Raw genomic sequence first — 17,216 nt, forward strand, 5'->3', positions numbered from 1 at the left:
CCGCTCCGGCGGTGCGGTGCGGTCCTGCAATGTGACGGTGGCGCGTCCGGCGGTGGCGCCCCCGGCGGTGTCGCGTCGGTCACAAGGGAACAAGGTCCCCGGCCCCACCCGTTGACCGGGCAAGAGGGACGAGGCAGAAAGGGCTTCCCCACCGCACCAATGGAGGGCCTGACGTGCACCGCCGGCACAACGGACTGAGGACCGCCGTCCTGCTCGGCGGCCTCTCGGCGCTGATCCTGGTGATCGGAAGCTTCTTCGGTCGCACCGGCTTCGTGGTCGCCCTGGTGATCGCCCTCGGCACCAATGCCTACGCCTACTGGAACAGTGACAAGATCGCGCTGCGGGCCATGCGGGCCCGCCCGGTCAGCGAGTTCGAAGCACCCCAGCTGTACCGGATCGTGCGCGAGCTCTCCACGGCCGCCCGTCAGCCGATGCCCCGCCTCTACATCTCCCCGACCCCCGCCCCCAACGCCTTCGCCACCGGCCGCAACCCGCGCAACGCGGCGGTCTGCTGCACGGAGGGCATCCTGCAGATCCTGGACGAGCGAGAGCTGCGGGGCGTGCTCGGGCACGAGCTGAGCCACGTCTACAACAGGGACATCCTGATCTCCTCGGTCGCCGGGGCGCTCGCCTCGGTGGTGATGTTCCTGGTGAACTTCGCCTGGCTGATCCCCTTCGGCCGCTCCGAGGACGACGACGGACCGGGGCTGTTCGGCATGCTCGCCATCATGATCCTCGGACCGCTCGCGGCCGGACTGATCCAGCTGGCGGTCAGCCGCTCCCGCGAGTACCAGGCCGATGCCGACGGCGCCCGGATCACCGGTGACCCGCTCGCCCTGGCCGGTGCCCTGCGCAAGCTCGACGCCGGCACCCGCCGGCTCCCCCTCCCGCCCGAGCCGCAGCTCCAGACGGCGAGCCACATGATGATCGCCAGCCCCTTCCGCCCGGGCGAGGCCGGCGCCAGGCTGTTCTCCACCCACCCGCCGATGGCCGAGCGCATCGCCCGCCTGGAGCGGATGGCGGGCTCCGGGCGGTAGAAGGCTCCGCCGCGCGGGGCGGGCTCCGGGCGGTAGCGGTCCGCCGCGCCCCTCCTCAGCCTGCCGTTTCGTCGTACGCCAGGCGGAGGCGGTGGATGCCCTCGGCCACCTGGGCGGGGCTTTCGGCGGCCGCGTAGCTGAGGCGGAGGTGGGGGGCCGGGGGTTCGGCGGCGTGGTACGGGCGGCCGGGGGTGATCTGGACGCCCGCGCGCAGGGCGGCCGTGGTCAGGGCTCCGTCGTCGGTGCCGTCCGGGAGGCGCAGCCACAGGTGGTAGCCGCCCGGACGGTGGATGGTGAGCAGGCCGGGCAGTTCGCGGTGCAGGGCGGCGACGGCGGCGGTGCGGCGGTCGCGCAGTTCGGCGCCGAGGGTGCGCAGGTGGCGGGCCCAGGCCGGGTCGGCGACGAGTTCCAGCGTCGCCTCCTGGAGCGGCCGGGGCACGAAGAAGCTGTCCACCACCTGGGTGGCCCGCAGCCGGGCGAGGGCCGGGCCGCGGGCGGTGAGGGCGCCGATCCGCAGGTTGGGGGAGGCGGCCTTGGTGAGCGAGCGCAGGTGCACCACGACCCCGTCCCGGTCGTCGGCGGCGAGCGGGCGCGGCAGTGCGGGGGCGTCCGTGTGGACCAGCAGCCGGGCGAAGTCGTCCTCGACCACGAACGCCCCGGCGGCCCGGGCGATCCGCAGGACTTCCTCCCGCCGTCCGGGTGAGAGCACCGCGCCGGTGGGGTTCTGGAACAGCGGCTGGCAGACGAAGACCCGGGCCCGGGTGGCGGCGAAGGCGTCGGCCAGCAGGTCGGTGCGGACGCCGTCGGCGTCGACCGGGACGGGGACGGGCCGCAGCCCAGCGGCCCGGACGACCGCGAGGATGCCCGAGTACGTCGGCGACTCCACCAGCACCGGCGAGCCGGGCGCGGCCAGCGAGCGCATGGCGACGGTGAGCCCGCCCTGCCCGCCGGAGGTGATCAGGACGTCCCCGGCGCCGATCGGTCCGCCGTGGCCGCCGATGTCGCGGGCGAACCAGCCGCGAAGTTCGGTGAGACCGTCGACCGGCGGGCGGTCCCAGGCACCGGGGCGCCGACCGGCCCGGGCGAGGGCGGTGGCGAGCAGCCGTTCGGGCAGCAGGGAGGAGTGCGGGTAGCCGCTGTTGAGGTCGATGACGTCGGGCGGCGGCACCTGGAGGGTGGCGAGCACCGGGGCGGCGAGCAGGTCGCGGGGGCCGGATTCGGCGCTGAGCGCGATCTCCTGCCAGGAGAGGTCGCCGCTGCGGCCGGGCGGTGCGGCGGTGGCGGTCGGGGCCGCGGCGAAGGCCGCCGCCCGGAAGACCCCCGCGCCCGGCCGGGAGACCACGAGGCCCTCGGCGACGAGCACCGCGATGGCCCGGGAGACCGTCCCCGGGCTGACCTGGTGGCGCTCCATCAGTGCCCGGCTGGCAGGCAGCTTCCGTCCCTCCGGGTAGCGCTCGACCTCGCGCCGCAGGGTATCGGCGAGTTCGCTCACACTGCTACGCTCGTTCATGACGACACAAGATAGCGCTACCCTGGTCCGGGCGATAGCACCGAAGCACAGCGCGGCCGCCGGCACGGCCCTCGCCGCCCTCGGAGTGGCGTCCTTCTCGCTCAGCTTCCCGGCCACCGCGTGGTCCCTGCAGGGCTTCGGCCCGTGGTCCTCGACCGGGCTGCGCGGCGCCCTGGCCGGCGTGCTGGCCGCGCTCTACCTGCTGGCCGCCGCCGCACCGCTGCCGAAGCGGCGGGACTGGCCCGCCCTGCTGGTGGTCTCCGGCGGCTGCGTCCTCGGCTTCCCGCTGCTGACCACGCTCGCCCTGCGCACCTCCTCGACCGCCCACTCGGCCGTGGTGATCGGCGTCCTGCCGCTGGCCACCGCGGTGGTCTCGGCGCTGCGTACCGGCCGCCGGCCGTCCCGGGCGTTCTGGGCGGCGGCGCTGGCGGGGGCGGCGGCCGTCCTCGTCTTCACCCTGCTGCAGAGCCACGGTCGGCCGACCGTCGCCGACCTCTTCCTGTTCGTCGGGCTGGTGGTCTGCGCGGCCGGGTACGCGGAGGGCGGGCGGCTCTCCCGGGACCTCCCGGGCGCCCAGGTGATCGCCTGGGCGGTGCTGGCCGCGCTGCCGGTGATGCTGCTGACCTCCGCGTTCGGGCTGGCCACCGAGCCGGTGCGGCTCGCGCCGAAGGCGCTGACCGGGCTGGTGTACATCGCGGCGGTGTCGCAGTTCGGCGGGTTCGTGCTCTGGTACCGGGGGATGGCCGCGATCGGCGTGCCGAGGGCCAGTCAGCTGCAGCTCGGGCAGCCGCTGCTGACGCTGGTCTGGTCGGTGCTGCTGCTCGGCGAGGACCTGCCGACGGCCGCGCCGGTCACGGCGGGGGTGGTGCTGGTCTGCATCGCGGTGACCCAGCGCGCCCGGACCTGAGCCGGGCCCGGACCCGAGCAGGGCTCGGACCCGAGCAGGGCTCGCAGCTGAGGCGGCTCGGGCCCGGTGCCCGTCCGGATGCCGGCCTCTCGGGGACCGTTGCGCTGACCGGGTCGGAGCGGCACGCGGCTCGTTAGGATGAGGCCGCGCCCGTCGGTCCGGGCGCGGCATCCGGAGGGAGTGGGCCGTCATGGCAGACGAGAGGCACGCCCCGGCGGCCGGGGATGCACCGGCCCGACGACGCGGCCAGGGCGAGCTGGAGGCGCAGGTGCTGGCGGTGCTCCAGCAGGCGCCCGGCCCGGCCACCGCGGGGTGGGTCCAGGAGCGCCTGGAGGGCGACCTGGCGTACACCACGGTGATGACCATCCTGTCCCGGTTGCACGCCAAGAACGCCGTCTCCCGGAGCCGCTCCGGGCGCTCCTACCTGTGGCAGGCCTCGTCCGACGCCGCCGGGCTGGCGGCACTGCGGATGCGCCGGATGCTCGACGGGGAGGCGGATCGGGACGCCGTCCTGGCCAGCTTCGTCAGCGCGCTGCTGCCGCACGACGAGGAACTGCTGCGGGCGCTGCTCGACGCCGCGTCCGCCGATCCGGCAGCGGCCGACCGTGAGAGCTGACCCGTGGGCTTCTTCGTCTTCCTCCCGCTCGTCCTGCCGCTCACAGCGGTCCCGATCGCTCGCCTGACCGAGCAGCACCTGCACCCGCGCGGCGCGGCCCGGCTGATGACCGTGATCAGCGCGGTGATGGCGGTGTGCAGCGTGCTCTGCCTCGGGCTGATCGGCGTGGTGGGCACCGCGCAGATCCCCGGCAACCCGCTGCCGGACGGCTGGTCCGACCCGGAGGTGCGGGCCGCGCTGCCGTACCACGAGACGGTCGGGACGGCCGCGATGTGGCTGCTGGCGCTGGTGGGCTTCGCCTGCGCCCGGACGGTCGTCCGGCACCTCCGGGTGCGCGCCCGGGCCCGGCGGGCGCTGTCCGGGCTGCCCGCGGGGCCGGGCCCGTCCGGCGACCTCGCGGTGCTGCCGGACCGCAACCCGTACGCCTACGCGCTGCCCGGCTCGCCCGGGCGGGTGGTGGTCTCCACCGGGATGCTGGACGGCCTGGCGGCGGACGAGCGGGAGGCGCTGCTCGCGCACGAGCGGGCGCACCTGCGCCACCGCCACCACCGGTACCTGCTGACCACCCAGCTCGCCGCCTGCGTCAATCCCTTCCTGCGGCCGCTGCAGAACGCGGTGGCGTACAGCGCGGAGCGGTGGGCGGACGAGGACTCGGCGCAGGCCGTGGGGGACCGCCGGATCACCGCGCGGGCGGTGGCCCGGGCGGCCCTGGTCTCGCGCGCCGCCCCGGCTCCCGGCTTCGCGGCCTTCGCCGCCCCGACCGCCGCTGCCGGACCGGTACCGCGCCGGGTCGCCGCGCTGCTCGGCCCGGTGCCGACCTCCCGCAACTGGCCGCCGGCCAAGACCCCGGCGGGCCTGGCGGCGATGGTCGCCGCGATCGGTACGGCGGCGTCGGCGCTGTGTGCGCTCAACGCCGCCGTGGCCCTGTTGGTGGTGCTGAAGGCGGTCACCCCGCTGTAGGGCGGGGCCTGTGTGCCCCGGTCTGCCCCGGGGCTGGGGCTCACCCCGCCGCAGCCAGGGCGTCCAGCCGGGCCCCGGCTGCCGCCAGCGACTCGACGGCGAGCGGCTCCAGGCCGTTCAGCGCGGGGACGTCCGCGGCCCGGGTGAGCTCGGCCGTGACGACGTGCAGGTTCTCCTCGGCGACCCCGAGGTTGCCGAAGTACGCCCGCAGGTACGGGACCTGGAAGTCGACGTGCTCGCGCGGGGCGCCCGCTCCGTAACCGCCGCCGCGGACGGCGACGACCACCACACGGGTGTCGCGCAGCAGCTGCTCGCCGGTGTCCGGGTCGAGGAAGGCGCCGGGGAAGGAGACCCGGTCGATCCACGCCTTGAGGCCGGTCGAGACGGTGAGGTTGTACATCGGGCTGCCGAGCAACAGGGTGCCTGCGGCCCGCAGCTCCTCGATCAGCGGGCGGCTGAGCGCCCACTCGCGCTGCTCGTCCGGGGTCTCGGCCAGGGCGGCGACGTCCTCCAGCGGGAGCGGGCCCTTGCGTTCGGTCCGTCGGCCGAGGGCGTCGTAGCCGGCGAGGACGGCGGGCACCGGGTCGGCGGCGAGGTCGCGGTACCGGTGCCGGGCGGTGGTGCCGTGCCGGGCGCGCCAGGCGGTGGCGAAGCGGTCGGTCAGGGCGCGGCTGACCGAGCCGGCCGGGCTGATGCTGGAGTCCAGGTGGAGCAGCGTGGCGGAGGTCATGGTGGTCTCCTGGTCACCTCGGGGGAGGACGGATCGTCATGGTGGTGACGAGCCGGGCCGAGGAAAGGTGACCGATGCGCCGGGACGGGATTTCGGGAGCGACGGGCGAGGGAACGGCGCCAGATGGAGCGACGGCCGAGAGAGCGGCGGCCCAGGGGGCTCCGGGTGGCGGGGGAGCGACGGCCGGGGCGGTGGCGGCCGAGGTGTCGGCGGCGCGCTTCGAGGCCGAGCGCGGGCGACTGCGGGCGATCGCGCAGCGGATGCTCGGGTCGACGGGCGAGGCCGACGACGCGGTGCAGGAGGCCTGGCTCCGGCTGGTCAGGGCCGACCCGGCGGAGATCGACAACCTGCCCGGCTGGCTGACCACGGTGGTCTCCCGGATCTGCCTGGACCTGCTGCGGGCCCGCGCCGCACGCCGCGAGGAGCCGACCGGCGAGGCGCTCCCGGACGCGGCGGGCGGCGGCGCGGACCCGGAGCGGGAGGCACTGCTGGTCGAGTCGGTGGGACGGGCGCTGCTCGTGGTGCTGGACCGGCTGGGACCGGCCGAGCGGGTCGCCTTCGTGTTGCACGACGGCTTCGCGGTGCCCTTCGAGCAGATCGCGCCGATCGTCGGGCGGACCCCGGTGGCCGCCAAGAAGCTGGCCAGCCGCGCCCGGCAGCGGGTGCGGGGCACGGCCGCGCTGCCCCCTCAGCCGCTGGCCGGGCACCGGCGGGTGGTGGAGGCCTTCCTGGCCGCCGCCAGGGACGGGGACCTGGCCGGCCTGCTGGCCGTCCTGGCCCCGGACGTGGTGCGGCGGGCCGACCCGGCCGCGCTGCCGCCCGGCCGCTCCCCGGTGGCCCGCGGCGCGGCGGCGGTCGCCCGGGAGACCACGGTCTTCGGCCGCCGGGCCCGGTACGGCGCGGTGGCCCTGGTGGACGGGGTGCCCGGCATCCTGATCGCGCCGGACGGGCGGCTGCGGCTGGTGCTGCGGGTGGCGGTCGCGGACGGCAGGGTGGCCGGCTACGAGGTGGTCGCCGACCCGGCCCGGCTCGCGGCCCTGCAGCTCGCCCTCCTCCCGGACGGGGGAGGGGAGCCGGGGCCGCGATCGGCGCACCGGTGAACCCCCGTCCCGGACGCGCCCGGGACGGGGGTTCAACCGGCGCCGGGCCCGGTTCGCGGCGCCGGACCGGGCCCGGAAGGGGCTACTTCTCGTCGGCGATCCGGACCAGCATCTTGCCGGTGTTGGCGCCGGTCAGCACGCCGAGGAAGGCCTCCACCACGCGGTCGAAGCCGTCCACGATCGTCTCCTCCGGGACGACGGCGCCCGAGCGCAGGTGCGGGACGAGGAAGTCGTACAGCTCGGGCCGGGCGTCGAGGTTGTTGCGCACCAGGAAGCCCTCGAGCCGCAGGCTCTTGCCGACCACGTCGTAGAGGTTGCGCGGCGCGGGCGGCGGGTCCAGCGGGTGGTTGTACTGGGCGATGGCGCCGCACCAGGCGATCCGGCCGCGATCGCGCAGGACGTCGATGGCCGCCTCCAGGTGGTCGCCGCCGACGTTGTCCAGGTAGACGTGCAGCCCCTCGGGGGCGGCCTCGCGCAGGCGGTCCGCGATCGGGCCGTCGTGGTAGTCGAAGGCGGCGTCGAAGCCGAGGTGCTCGGTGAGGCGGGCGGCCTTGGCGGCGGAGCCGGTGCTGCCGATGATCCGTCCGGCGCCGAGCAGGCGGGCGAGCTGTCCGGCGGCGGTGCCGACGCCGCCGGCGGCCGCCGAGATGAACACCGTCTCGCCGGGCTGGAGCCGGGCGACCCTGGTCAGGCCGACCCAGGCGGACAGTCCGGTGCCGCCGAGCACCGACAGGTGGGCGCTCAGCGGGACGCCGTCGAAGTCGGGCAGCACGTTCGCCCCTTCGGCGGTGACCACCGAGTGGGTGCGCCAGGCCTGGCGGTGGAAGACCAGCGCGCCGACGGGCAGGGCGTCGGCCCGGGACTCCACGACCCGGCCGATGGTGCGGCCCTCCAGCGGGGCGTGCAGGTCCCAGCCGCCCTCGTCCATCTCCTCGCGCATGTACGGGTCGACGGACTGGTAGACGTTCGCGACGAGGGCCTCGCCCGCCGCGAGCGCCGGGACGCTCTCCTCGACGAAGGCGAAGTTCTCGGCGGTCGGCGCGCCGGTGGGGCGGGAGACCAGGTGGACGGCACGGGTGGTGGGGCGGGACATCGGTGCTCCGGACGGGTGAGGACGGGCGGTGTGTGATCACCGTAGGAAGCGGGGGAGCGGCCGGGCAGGGGCTTCCGTCGATGGAACGGCGGCTTCCATGAACGGGATCGATGGATCGGGGGCACAGGGCCGCGGACACGCCCTAGATTCGGAGGCATGACCGATCTCGCCCCGCACGAACTGCGGATCCTGGTCGCCGTCGCCGAGGAGCAGAGCTTCACGGCGGCCGCCACGCGCCTGGGCACCACCCAGTCCGCCGTTTCGCACGGCGTGCGCGCCTGCGAGCGGAAGCTCGGAGCGGTGCTCTTCGACCGCGGGCGCCACGGCGCACGCCCCACCGAGCCCGGCGCCCGGGCGGTGGCGTACGCCCGCCGGATCCTACGGCTGATGGACGCGATGGGCCCGGAGGTGCGCGGGGCCGGGACGGACGGGCCGCTGACCGGCACCCTGCGGATCGCCGCCTTCCGCAGCGCCGCCGCCCACCTGCTGCCGCCCGTCCTGTCCCGGCTCGCCGAGCGCCACCCCGCCCTCGGCACGCGCGTCCGGATCGTCCGGGAGATCGGCCGCGGCACCGCCGGGGAGGTCGCCGACGGCCGTGCCGACCTCGGGCTCGCCACCCTGGACGCCGGCGGCCCGCCGCCCGTCCCCGGCCTCGTCGCGGTGCGCCTGTACGAGGAGACGTACGCGCTCGCGCACCCGCAGGGACACCCGGCGCCGCGCGAGCTCCCGCTGGTCGACTGGGACGAGAACTGCGGCTCGTACACCCGGGACTGGTGGCAGCGGCAGGACTGGATCCCGCCCGCGACCGTGGACGTGGAGGACGACACGGTGGCCCTCTCGCTGGTCGCCCAGGGCCTGGGCATGGCGATCATGCCTCGGACGGCCCTGCTCGGCGCCCCGGCCGGGCTCGCCGTCACCGACCTCGGGCCGCGCCCGCCCAGTCGCTTCGTCGGGTACGTCACCACGCCGGAGCTGGCCGGGACGGCCGCCGTCCGGGCGCTGATCCGCGAGCTGCGGGAGGTCAGGCTGCCGACGGGGCTGGCGCCGGCCCAGCCCTCGGCGACCGCTCAGCCCTCGACGCCGGGCCGGCGTTCGGCGATCGCTCAGCCCTCGACGCCGGGTCCCTCGACTGCCTCCCGGAGCGTGCGGAACTCCGCGGCCAGCGCGTCCAGGGTGTAGTGCGCGTTGAGGCCGCTGGGGTTGGGCAGCACCCACACCTCGGTGTCGCCGATGCCCTCCGGCTGGCGCCCGATCGCCGCCCGCCGCTGCCCGAAGGCCGTCCGGTAGGCGCCGATGCCGAGCACGGCCAGCACTCGCGGGCGCAGCCGCAGGACCCGGTCGCGGAGTGCGGTGTCGCCCTCGCGCAGCTCCTCGGCGGTCAGCTCGTCCGCCTTGGCGGTGGTGCGCGGGGCGACGTTGGTGATGCCCAGGCCGAGTGCGAGCAGCTGCTCCTGCTCGTCCGGGCGGTACTGGCGCTCGGTGAAGCCGGAGCGGTGCAGCGCGGGCCAGAAGCGGTTGCCGGGCCGGGCGAAGTGGTGCCCGGTGGCGCCGGACCACAGGCCCGGGTTGATGCCGCAGAACAGCACCCGCAGCCCGGGCCCGGCGACGTCCGGGATGGTGGTGTCCTGGGCGGCCAGCAGCTGTTCGGCGCTGGGCTTCATCGGGGTCTGCGGCTTCGTCGGGGTCTGCGGCTTCGTCGGCGTTTGCGGCGTCTGCGGCTTCACGCGGCCAAGTCTGCCGTGCCGTGCGACGGCGCCGTGCGACGGCTGCGCAGCCACCGCAGGCCGAAGACCACCACGGCCGCGTACGCCCAGCCGACGAACACGTCGATGATGAAGTGCTCCGCGCCGTAGACCAGGGTGAACGTCATCGCGAGTGGATAGGCGACCAGGACCGCCCGCAGCCAGGGCCGGGCGGTGGGCCAGAAGAAGAACAGCAGCATCGCCGGGTAGGCGGAGTGCAGCGAGGGCATCGCGGCGACGTCGTTGGCGAACTGGCTGCCGTTCTCCAGCAGCGAGTCGGCCTGCGGCAGCCCGCTCGCCGAGATCACCTCCCAGACCACCCGGGACAGGTGTGGCATGTTGCCCTCCCGGGCGACCAGCCACGGCGGGTCGGCCGGGTAGAGCAGGTAGGTGGCGAAGCCCGCGAAGGTGAGCGTCAGGTAGCAGGCGAGCAGCTGTCGGAACCGGTGGTGCGCGCGTCGCCAGAGCACGGCGAGCAGCAGGAAGACGACGAAGAAGTGCGAGAGGTAGACGCCCACCGCCGCGTAGTCGTACCAGTGCGGCGAGCCCGGGGTGTAGAGGGCGTGCTGGAGCCGGACGGTCCAGGTCTCGCCGAAGCCGAGCACCTCGTCGAAGCGCAGCTGAGGCAGCCAGTGCGGGGCCCACGGGGTGTGCGCGCCGTAGCCGCGCAGCAGCGAGTACGCCCAGACCACGGCCATCACCGGCACCCAGTCGCGCAGGACCAGGAGGAAGCCGCGCGGGCCGTGCCCGCTGTGCACGGCGGCGGTGAGGAGCGCGCCGATCAGCCAGAGGAACAGCACGTCGTTGGCGGACGGGATGCCCTCGGTGCGCAGGAACCAGAGGAGGCCGGTCAGGTAGAGCGGCCAGGCCAGGAAGCGGAGTCTCGACCAACCCGTCACGCGGGAGCGGGGCGGAGGCACCGGGCGCGGTCGCGCGGCCCGCACGGGGGGCGGGGCCGGGTGGAGGGTCTTGGTCATGTGCACGGAAACTAGCAAGTCAAACTTGGAGGACTCTGGGTGAACTATGACCGGATCGTAAGAAGTGCAGATGCCTCAGCGTATCCGCGAGTCGGCGAAGTGCCGTAGGAACAGCGCCTCGACATGGGCCATGTGCGCGAGCTCGTCCGGGTCGACGCTCTCGTTCGGGGCGTGGATCAGGCAGCGCGGCTCCTCGACGCCGATCAGGATGATCTCCGCGTCGGGGTAGGTGTCGGCGAGCACGGTGCAGAGCGGGATCGAGCCGCCCTGGCCGAGGAAGGACACCGGCAGGCCGTAGACCTCCCGCATCGCCCGGCCGAGCGCGGCGTAGGCGGGCCCGCCGGTCTCGGCCCGGAACGGCGCGCCGGCGCCCTCCCGCTCGACGTCCACCAGCACGCCCCAGGGAGCGGCCGCCGCCAGGTGCGCGACCAGGGCGTCCTGGGCGGCGCGGGCGTCGGTTCCGGGCGGCACCCGCAGGCTCACCCGGGCCCGGGCGGTGGCCGGGACGGCGGAGGCCGAGCCGACCACGGGCGGGCAGTCGATGCCGAGGACCGTGACGGCGGGGCGGGCCCAGAGCCGGTCGGCGACGGTGCCGGAGCCGGTCAGCCGGACGCCGTCCAGGACGCCCGCGTCCGCGCGGAAGGCGGCCTCGTCGTAGCCGACTCCGTTCCAGGTGCCCTCGCAGTCCAGGCCGTTGACGCGGGTGCCGCCGTCGGCGTCGCGCAGCGAGTCGAGCATCCGGATCAGTGCGGCGAGGGCGTCCGGGGCGGGGCCGCCGAACATGCCGGAGTGCAGCTCGCCCCGCAACGCCCGTACGGTGACCACCACCTCGGCGACCCCGCGCAGCGAGGTGGTCGCGGTCGGGACGCCGACGGCGGCGTTGCCGGTGTCGCAGATCAGCAGCGCGTCCGCGTGCAACTCCCCGGCGTGCGGCGGCAGATGCTGCTCCAGCCCGCCGGTGCCCTGCTCCTCGGAGCCCTCGACCACCAGCTTGAGGCCGACCGGGACGTCCTCGCCGAGCGCGCGCAGCGCGGTGAGGTGCATGACGATGTTGCCCTTGCAGTCGGCTGCGCCGCGCCCGTACCAGCGGCCGTCGCGTTCGGTGAGCCGGAACGGCGGGGAGTCCCAGGCGGCTTCGTCCAGCGGGGGCTGGACGTCGTAGTGGCTGTAGAGCAGCACGGTCGGGGCGCCGGGCGGCGGCGGGCGGTGGCCGATCACGGCGTGGCTGCCGTCCGGGGTCTCCTCCAGGTGGACGTCGCGCAGTCCGGCCTCGGTGAATGCGGCGGCGACCCACTCGGCGGCCCGGCGGCAGTTCTCCGGCGGGTACTGCCGGGGGTCGGCGACGGACGGGATGGCGACCAGCTCGGCCAGGTCGGCCTGCGCTCGCGGCATCAACGCGGCGATCCGGCGGGCGAGTTCGCCGGTGGTTTCGTCGGTCATGCGGGGGCTCCCTGGGCCTGCGGCGGGCGGGGCTTGTCGGCATCTCGGCATCTCGGCATTTTTCGGCGGTCGGCGGCGGCCGGTGCCTGCCGGGATCGGTCGGCGGCGCGGGAGTCGGGGAACGGGCCCCGGGGCGGGCCGCACCCCGGCCAGTCCACCCGGGAGCCGGGGCCGCCGCATGCGGCGCGCACCCGAGCGGGTGAGCGCCGGCGGGGGCCGGGGGTGCGCGGCCGCGGCCCGACATTTGACGGTGCTCAGTCTGCTCTACGGTCTCCGACCGGGCACGGAATCATAAATTCCGGGCCGACTGTCAGTGCGGTGGGACACCATGTCCGGCATGTCCTACGAACTCCAAGCGCTGATAGGAACATTGGAGCTGCTGACGGTGGCGGCGGCGGAGGTTCCGACAGCCCGGGTGGTGCCGCTGGCGCAGGGGCTGGCGCTGATCCCGGTCACCCCCGCCGTCCTCGCCGCGCTCCAGGGCGACGGCAGTGTGCGGAAGCCGTTCGGCGGAGCCGGGTTCGGCTGGCACTCGGACGGCTTCGAGCTCCGCCTGGCGGCCTGGTCGAAGGCCGGCCCGATCGCCTGCGTGGAGGCCGAGTACTTCGGCGGCAGCGGCACCCAGCGCGCCGCGGTCTGGGAGGACGGCCGGGTCGTCCTCGGCCCGCTCGCCATCGGCGAGTTCGAGCCCGCGTCGGCCGAGGGCGCGCCGATCTCCCGGGCCCTGCGGCGGATCGGCGCGCGCACCGAGGAGGGCCGGGTGGACGAGTTCGACTCGGTCGGCCTGGGCGCGCACCGCAGCACCGGAGGCTGGGCCGGCACCGACTAGCCCGCGCTCACCGTTCGGCGTACGTGCGGTGGCTGCGTCCGGACTGCTGCCCGACCGTGTGATGCAGGCGAGCTCGCCTGATCCACAGTGAGAGGAAGCGGTACCCATGCGTGCCACCCGGATGGCCGTCGTGCTGACCGCAGCGTTCGCGCTGACCATGGTCGCCACGGCGTCCGCCACCGCCGCCGGCCATGGAGCCGCGGCCGCCCGTACCACCGTCCCCGTCCCCGCCCTCGTCGGCGTCCCCGGCGTTCCCGCCGTCCCCGGGATCCCCGGCGTCCCCGCGGTGACGCCGTCGACCCTCCCGGCCGTCGCCGACCCGGCCGCGTCCACCCTCCCGCCTCTTCCGGCCCTCCCGTCCCTCCCCGCCGTGCCGGATCCGACCGCGGCGCTGGGCGACATCCTCAAGCTGGTCACCGGTCTGCTCTCGACGGTGACCTCCGCCCTTCCCGACCCCGCTGCCGTCCAGCAGCTCGTCGCCGCCCTGCAGGCCGCCCTGCAAGGCCTGATCGGCCAGCTCCCGACGCCGCCGACGGTGGCCCCGGCCCCGTCCAAGGCGCCCGGACCGGCCGACACCCCGCAGCAGCAGCTCGATGCCCTCCGCACTCAGGTCCAGGCGCTGAGCGCGGCGGCCCGCGCCCATCCCGCCGCCGGGTGACCTCACCGACGCGAACGGCCCCGCCGACGCGAACGGCCCCGCTCCCGAACCCGGGAGCGGGGCCGTGCCGTTCGCCCGCCGACCGGAGGCCGGCGGCAGGTCACGATCGGAGGCGGTCCGTGATCAGGCCGCGATCACATCCGCGATCACGTCCGTGATCAGCGGTAGTTCACGAACTGGATCGCGAAGTCCAGGTCCTTGCCCTTGAGCAGGGCCTGCACGGCCTGGAGGTCGTCGCGGCTCTTCGAGCTGACGCGCAGCTCGTCGCCCTGGACCTGGGCCTTGACGCCCTTCGGGCCCTCGTCACGGATGATCTTCGCGACCTTCTTCGCGTCCTCCGTGGTGATGCCCTCCTTGACGTTGGCAAAGATCTTGTACTCCTTGCCGGAGAGCTGGGGCTCGGCGGCGTCCAGAGCCTTCAGCGACAGGCCGCGCTTGATGAACTTCGTCTGCAGCACGTCGAGGATGGCGCGCACGCGCTCCTCGCCGTTGGCCTTCATCTCGATCTTTTCGCCGGAGCGGCTGATCTCGCCGCCCACGCCCTTGAAGTCGAAGCGCGTCGCGATCTCACGGGAGGTCTGGTTGATCGCGTTGTCGACCTCCTGCCACTCGACCTTCGAGACGATGTCGAAACTGGAGTCGGCCATGGGTATTGGTCTCCTTGATGCTCTGGCTTCACTGGCACGGCCCGCCCCACCGGGCGCCCGCCGCCTCAGCCTATCCAGCGCTGCCCCGCCCTCGCCCGTGGCGACCACGCCGCGTTCCTTGATCATCGCGTGATCTACCGAGTGGCGGAGCACCCCCCGGCATCGGGTATGGTTTACCAAGTCGAACGGGGCGAACACCCCGGTCGGCGAAAATCCTGGCTGGTTGCCCGAGCGGCCAAAGGGAGCAGACTGTAAATCTGTCGCGCAAGCTACGCAGGTTCGAACCCTGCACCAGCCACAGGATAGAGAACAGCCCCTGATCTGCGGAAACGCAGATCAGGGGCTGTTCTGTTTTCCCACCCCGCGCACTATTGCGAACTACTTGCAATTGCCTCCATGAGGCAGCAGAGTGGGAGCCCGGGGGTGGGAGTCCTTCGACCGAGCTGATCGTCTTCCCAACCGGCGCCCGCCGGGACAACGGCTCACCCCACCCCCGCCAGTCACCCCCGTCGAAACAGCCCCTCCAGGGCGGACGGCAGGCGCGTCAAGGGCCCGTCAAAGCCGCTCGTGGCCGCGTCAGGAACGCGTAGGGGCCGGGGGAGGGCCGGGCGCGCGGACCGCAGGATCGGAGCAACTACCGACCGCGGAGGTTCCGTCCGATGTCCAGCGCCACCACCACCCCGGCCGTCGCGGCCGATCCCCAGCCTCCGGATACCGGCGCCGGTGACGAGCGGCACCGGCTCAGCGTGCTCGGCGGACTGGCGGCGCTCTCCCTGGACGCCATGGCCTCGGTCGCGTACGGGCCGGAGTCGATCGTGCTGGTGCTGGCCGCCGCCGGGGCGTACGGGCTGGGCTTCACGCTGCCGGTCACCGTGGCGATCGCCGTGCTGCTGGCGGTGCTGGTCGCCTCCTACCGGCAGGTGATCGCGGCGTTCCCGGACGGCGGCGGCTCCTATGCCGTCGCCAAGGCGCACCTGGGCCGCCGGACGGCGCTGACCGCGGCCGCCTCGCTGGTGATCGATTACGTCCTGAACGTCGCGGTCTCGGTCACCGCCGGCGTGGCCGCGCTGACCTCGGCCGTACCGGGCCTGTACGACCAGCGGGTCTGGCTGTGCCTGGGCGTGCTCGCCCTGGTCACCGCGGTGAACCTGCGGGGGATAGCCGAGTCGGCGCGCTGGTTCATGGCGCCGACGGCCGTCTTCGTCGTCGCCGTCCTGGCGATCATCGTGGTCGGCCTGTTCCGGGACGGCCCGGCCGGCACCGCGGCCGCCGCCGGGCACGCCTCCGCGCTCGCCGGGAACGCCACCACCGTGGGCGCGTTGCTGCTGCTCAAGTCCTTCGCGGCCGGCTGCTCCGCGCTGACCGGGGTGGAGGCGGTGGCCAACGCCGTCCCCTCCTTCCGCACCCCGCGGGTCAAGCGCGCCCAGCACACCGAGGTCGCGCTCGGCGCCCTGCTCGGCGTGATGCTGATCGGACTGGCCGTGCTGATCGGCCGCTTCCACCTCCAGCCGGTCGAGGGCGTCACCGTGCTCGCCCAGCTCGCCGACGCCTCGCTGGGCCACGGCGCCGGCTTCTACGTCGTCCAGTTCGCCACCGTGGTCCTGCTGGGCCTCGCCGCCAATACCTCCTTCGGCGGGCTGCCGGTGCTGCTCGACCTGCTCGCCCGGGACAACCACCTGCCGCACCTGTTCGCGCTGCGCGCCGACCGCCAGGTGTACCGGTACGGCGTGCTCTTCCTGGCCGCGGTGTCCGCGGTGCTGCTGGTCGGCTCCGGCGGGGACGTGAACAGCCTGGTGCCGCTGTTCTCGATCGGCGTGTTCGTCGGCTTCACCATCTGTCAGGTCGGCATGGTCCGGCACTGGCTGCTGCGCCGCCCGGCCGGCTGGCGCCGAAAGGCGGCACTGAACGGCTTCGGCGCGCTGCTCACCGGCGTCGCCGCGCTGGTCGTCACCGGCACCAAGTTCACCGAGGGCGCCTGGGGCATCGTGGTGGCCCTGCCGCTGCTGGTGGTGCTGTTCGAGGCGATCCACCGCAGCTACGGGCGCATCGGCGAGCGGCTGGAGCTGGGCCGGGTGCCCGGCCCGGTGATCAGGCAGCGCAGCCTGGTCGTCGTCCCGGTGACGGCGATCACCAGGCTCACCCGGGACGGCCTGTCGGCGGCGCTCTCGCTCGGCGACCAGGTGATGGCGGTGACCGTGGTGCACGAGCCGACCGCGGCCGAGGCGCTGCGCCGGGACTGGGAGCTGTGGCAGCCGGGCGTGCCGCTGGTGGAGATCCCGGACGACCACCGCCGGTTGGGGCGGCCGATCGCCGAGTTCGTCAACGAGCTCGGGGCGGAGCACGTCTACGACCGGCTGACGGTGCTGATCCCCGAGGTGGAGCCCGCCCACTGGTGGCAGCGGGCGCTGCAGAACCGGCGCGGCGCCGTGATCGACCGCGCCCTGCGCCGGAACACCGACGCGGTGGTCTGCCGGCTGCGGATGCGGATGTGACTAGGCGGGTGTGACCGGGCGGGGTGACCAGGCCGATGTGACCAGACGGACGTGACCGGGCGGCTATCAGCGCGCCCTGTGCCCGCGAACGGCCCCGGACGGCAGCCAGCCGTCCGGGGCCGTTCGTCGTCCCACCACCCGTTCGCGTCAAGGTCCCGTCAACGCGGCGCCGTCACCCGTATGGAGGGCGTCAGGGCCCGATAACGCGCCCCTGACGGCTGCTTGGCTGCATCTGCCGGTCGTCCGCCGGCGCCGCGCGAGCCCTCCGGCCAGGTCGCGGCATCTCCCGAACCACGCTGGTGGAGCCCATGTCCGATCTCATCTACGTCGGTGTCACGGTCGCCGTGTTCGCCGTCATCGCCCTGATCGCCCGGGGGGTGGAGAAGCTGTGAGTGCGGAGAACATCGCTGGTCTGGTCGTGGCCGTCGCGCTCGTCGGCTACCTCGTCGTCGCGCTGATCTACCCGGAGAAGTTCTGA

17 protein-coding genes and 1 tRNA gene are annotated in these 17,216 nt (G+C 74.6%); 11 read left to right on the forward strand and 7 right to left on the reverse strand.

The window, feature by feature from the left end; all coding sequences use genetic code 11:
- The first annotated feature begins 173 nt into the window (after positions 1-173).
- A complete protein-coding gene (gene htpX, locus ACZ3TI_RS01295; RefSeq protein ID WP_465722074.1) occupies positions 174-1,037 on the forward strand; it encodes a zinc metalloprotease HtpX in 864 nt (287 codons plus the stop codon).
- 55 nt (positions 1,038-1,092) lie between these two features.
- On the opposite strand, the gene ACZ3TI_RS01300 is transcribed toward htpX, so the two are convergent.
- Positions 1,093-2,547, reverse strand: coding sequence for an aminotransferase-like domain-containing protein (locus ACZ3TI_RS01300; RefSeq protein WP_465722076.1), 1,455 nt, complete (start codon positions 2,545-2,547; stop codon positions 1,093-1,095).
- Here ACZ3TI_RS01300 and ACZ3TI_RS01305 point away from each other — a divergent pair.
- From ACZ3TI_RS01305 to ACZ3TI_RS01315, 3 genes are all read left to right on the forward strand, one after another.
- Entirely contained in the window at positions 2,546-3,454 is a 909-nt protein-coding gene (locus ACZ3TI_RS01305; RefSeq protein ID WP_465722078.1) for a DMT family transporter, read from the forward strand. The two genes, ACZ3TI_RS01300 and ACZ3TI_RS01305, sit on opposite strands and share 2 nt — an antisense overlap.
- Before the next feature lie 190 nt (positions 3,455-3,644).
- Positions 3,645-4,070 carry a BlaI/MecI/CopY family transcriptional regulator gene (locus tag ACZ3TI_RS01310; RefSeq protein WP_465722080.1) on the forward strand — a complete coding sequence of 142 codons (426 nt, stop codon included), beginning with the start codon at positions 3,645-3,647 and terminating at the stop codon, positions 4,068-4,070.
- A 3-nt stretch (positions 4,071-4,073) separates the two neighbouring features.
- Positions 4,074-5,030: a M48 family metalloprotease gene (locus ACZ3TI_RS01315; protein WP_465722082.1), complete on the forward strand. Its 957-nt coding sequence runs from the start codon at positions 4,074-4,076 to the stop codon at positions 5,028-5,030.
- A gap of 40 nt (positions 5,031-5,070) precedes the next feature.
- Here the strand turns inward: ACZ3TI_RS01315 and ACZ3TI_RS01320 are convergent, their stop codons facing one another.
- Positions 5,071-5,760, reverse strand: coding sequence for an FMN-dependent NADH-azoreductase (locus ACZ3TI_RS01320; RefSeq protein WP_465722084.1), 690 nt, complete (start codon positions 5,758-5,760; stop codon positions 5,071-5,073).
- A gap of 191 nt (positions 5,761-5,951) precedes the next feature.
- Here ACZ3TI_RS01320 and ACZ3TI_RS01325 point away from each other — a divergent pair, with 191 nt between their 5' ends.
- On the forward strand, positions 5,952-6,860 hold the full coding sequence (locus ACZ3TI_RS01325) for a sigma-70 family RNA polymerase sigma factor (RefSeq protein ID WP_465722086.1): 909 nt from the start codon (positions 5,952-5,954) through the stop codon (positions 6,858-6,860).
- An 82-nt stretch (positions 6,861-6,942) separates the two neighbouring features.
- On the opposite strand, the gene ACZ3TI_RS01330 is transcribed toward ACZ3TI_RS01325, so the two are convergent.
- Positions 6,943-7,953: an NADP-dependent oxidoreductase gene (locus ACZ3TI_RS01330; RefSeq protein ID WP_465722088.1), complete on the reverse strand. Its 1,011-nt coding sequence runs from the start codon at positions 7,951-7,953 to the stop codon at positions 6,943-6,945.
- 156 nt (positions 7,954-8,109) lie between these two features.
- Between ACZ3TI_RS01330 and ACZ3TI_RS01335 the strand changes: the two genes are divergently transcribed.
- On the forward strand, positions 8,110-9,132 hold the full coding sequence (locus ACZ3TI_RS01335) for a LysR family transcriptional regulator (RefSeq protein WP_465722090.1): 1,023 nt from the start codon (positions 8,110-8,112) through the stop codon (positions 9,130-9,132).
- Here ACZ3TI_RS01335 and mug read toward each other — a convergent pair.
- The 3 genes from mug to ACZ3TI_RS01350 form a co-directional block, all read right to left on the reverse strand.
- Positions 9,057-9,614 carry a G/U mismatch-specific DNA glycosylase gene (gene mug, locus ACZ3TI_RS01340; protein WP_465722500.1) on the reverse strand — a complete coding sequence of 186 codons (558 nt, stop codon included), beginning with the start codon at positions 9,612-9,614 and terminating at the stop codon, positions 9,057-9,059. The two genes, ACZ3TI_RS01335 and mug, sit on opposite strands and share 76 nt — an antisense overlap.
- 59 nt (positions 9,615-9,673) lie before the next feature.
- Positions 9,674-10,672, reverse strand: coding sequence for a phosphatase PAP2 family protein (locus ACZ3TI_RS01345; RefSeq protein WP_465722092.1), 999 nt, complete (start codon positions 10,670-10,672; stop codon positions 9,674-9,676).
- Between the two features lie 75 nt (positions 10,673-10,747).
- Positions 10,748-12,112, reverse strand: coding sequence for a M20/M25/M40 family metallo-hydrolase (locus ACZ3TI_RS01350; RefSeq protein ID WP_465722094.1), 1,365 nt, complete (start codon positions 12,110-12,112; stop codon positions 10,748-10,750).
- A 337-nt stretch (positions 12,113-12,449) separates the two neighbouring features.
- On the opposite strand from ACZ3TI_RS01350, the gene ACZ3TI_RS01355 reads away from it, so the two are divergent.
- Positions 12,450-12,941 (forward strand): hypothetical protein, encoded by a 492-nt coding sequence (locus ACZ3TI_RS01355; RefSeq protein WP_465722096.1) that lies wholly within the window; start codon positions 12,450-12,452, stop codon positions 12,939-12,941.
- 106 nt (positions 12,942-13,047) lie between these two features.
- Positions 13,048-13,599, forward strand: a complete 552-nt coding sequence (locus ACZ3TI_RS01360; protein ID WP_465722098.1) for a hypothetical protein — start codon at positions 13,048-13,050, stop codon at positions 13,597-13,599.
- 158 nt (positions 13,600-13,757) lie between these two features.
- Here ACZ3TI_RS01360 and ACZ3TI_RS01365 read toward each other — a convergent pair whose 3' ends face one another.
- Entirely contained in the window at positions 13,758-14,246 is a 489-nt protein-coding gene (locus ACZ3TI_RS01365) for a YajQ family cyclic di-GMP-binding protein (protein WP_465722100.1), read from the reverse strand.
- A gap of 217 nt (positions 14,247-14,463) precedes the next feature.
- On the opposite strand from ACZ3TI_RS01365, the gene ACZ3TI_RS01370 reads away from it, so the two are divergent.
- From ACZ3TI_RS01370 to kdpF, 3 genes are all read left to right on the forward strand, one after another.
- Positions 14,464-14,544, forward strand: a tRNA-Tyr gene (locus tag ACZ3TI_RS01370).
- A 361-nt stretch (positions 14,545-14,905) separates the two neighbouring features.
- Positions 14,906-16,738: an APC family permease gene (locus tag ACZ3TI_RS01375; protein WP_465722102.1), complete on the forward strand. Its 1,833-nt coding sequence runs from the start codon at positions 14,906-14,908 to the stop codon at positions 16,736-16,738.
- A gap of 388 nt (positions 16,739-17,126) precedes the next feature.
- Complete coding sequence (kdpF, locus tag ACZ3TI_RS01380; protein WP_266275987.1) at positions 17,127-17,216, forward strand: K(+)-transporting ATPase subunit F; 90 nt, start codon at positions 17,127-17,129, stop codon at positions 17,214-17,216.

It is taken from the genome of Kitasatospora sp. NPDC023120, from assembly GCF_055560835.1.

Coding starts and splice junctions, on each gene's coding strand:
- ACZ3TI_RS01375 (WP_465722102.1), top strand. CDS start 14,906: ATGTCCAGCGCCACCACCACCCCGGCCGTCGCGGCCGATCCCCAGCCT.
- ACZ3TI_RS01365 (WP_465722100.1), bottom strand. CDS start 14,246: ATGGCCGACTCCAGTTTCGACATCGTCTCGAAGGTCGAGTGGCAGGAG.
- ACZ3TI_RS01350 (WP_465722094.1), bottom strand. CDS start 12,112: ATGACCGACGAAACCACCGGCGAACTCGCCCGCCGGATCGCCGCGTTG.
- ACZ3TI_RS01310 (WP_465722080.1), top strand. CDS start 3,645: ATGGCAGACGAGAGGCACGCCCCGGCGGCCGGGGATGCACCGGCCCGA.
- ACZ3TI_RS01345 (WP_465722092.1), bottom strand. CDS start 10,672: ATGACCAAGACCCTCCACCCGGCCCCGCCCCCCGTGCGGGCCGCGCGA.
- ACZ3TI_RS01320 (WP_465722084.1), bottom strand. CDS start 5,760: ATGACCTCCGCCACGCTGCTCCACCTGGACTCCAGCATCAGCCCGGCC.
- mug (WP_465722500.1), bottom strand. CDS start 9,614: ATGAAGCCCAGCGCCGAACAGCTGCTGGCCGCCCAGGACACCACCATC.
- ACZ3TI_RS01305 (WP_465722078.1), top strand. CDS start 2,546: ATGACGACACAAGATAGCGCTACCCTGGTCCGGGCGATAGCACCGAAG.
- ACZ3TI_RS01360 (WP_465722098.1), top strand. CDS start 13,048: ATGCGTGCCACCCGGATGGCCGTCGTGCTGACCGCAGCGTTCGCGCTG.
- ACZ3TI_RS01300 (WP_465722076.1), bottom strand. CDS start 2,547: ATGAACGAGCGTAGCAGTGTGAGCGAACTCGCCGATACCCTGCGGCGC.
- ACZ3TI_RS01335 (WP_465722090.1), top strand. CDS start 8,110: ATGACCGATCTCGCCCCGCACGAACTGCGGATCCTGGTCGCCGTCGCC.
- ACZ3TI_RS01355 (WP_465722096.1), top strand. CDS start 12,450: ATGTCCTACGAACTCCAAGCGCTGATAGGAACATTGGAGCTGCTGACG.
- ACZ3TI_RS01330 (WP_465722088.1), bottom strand. CDS start 7,953: ATGTCCCGCCCCACCACCCGTGCCGTCCACCTGGTCTCCCGCCCCACC.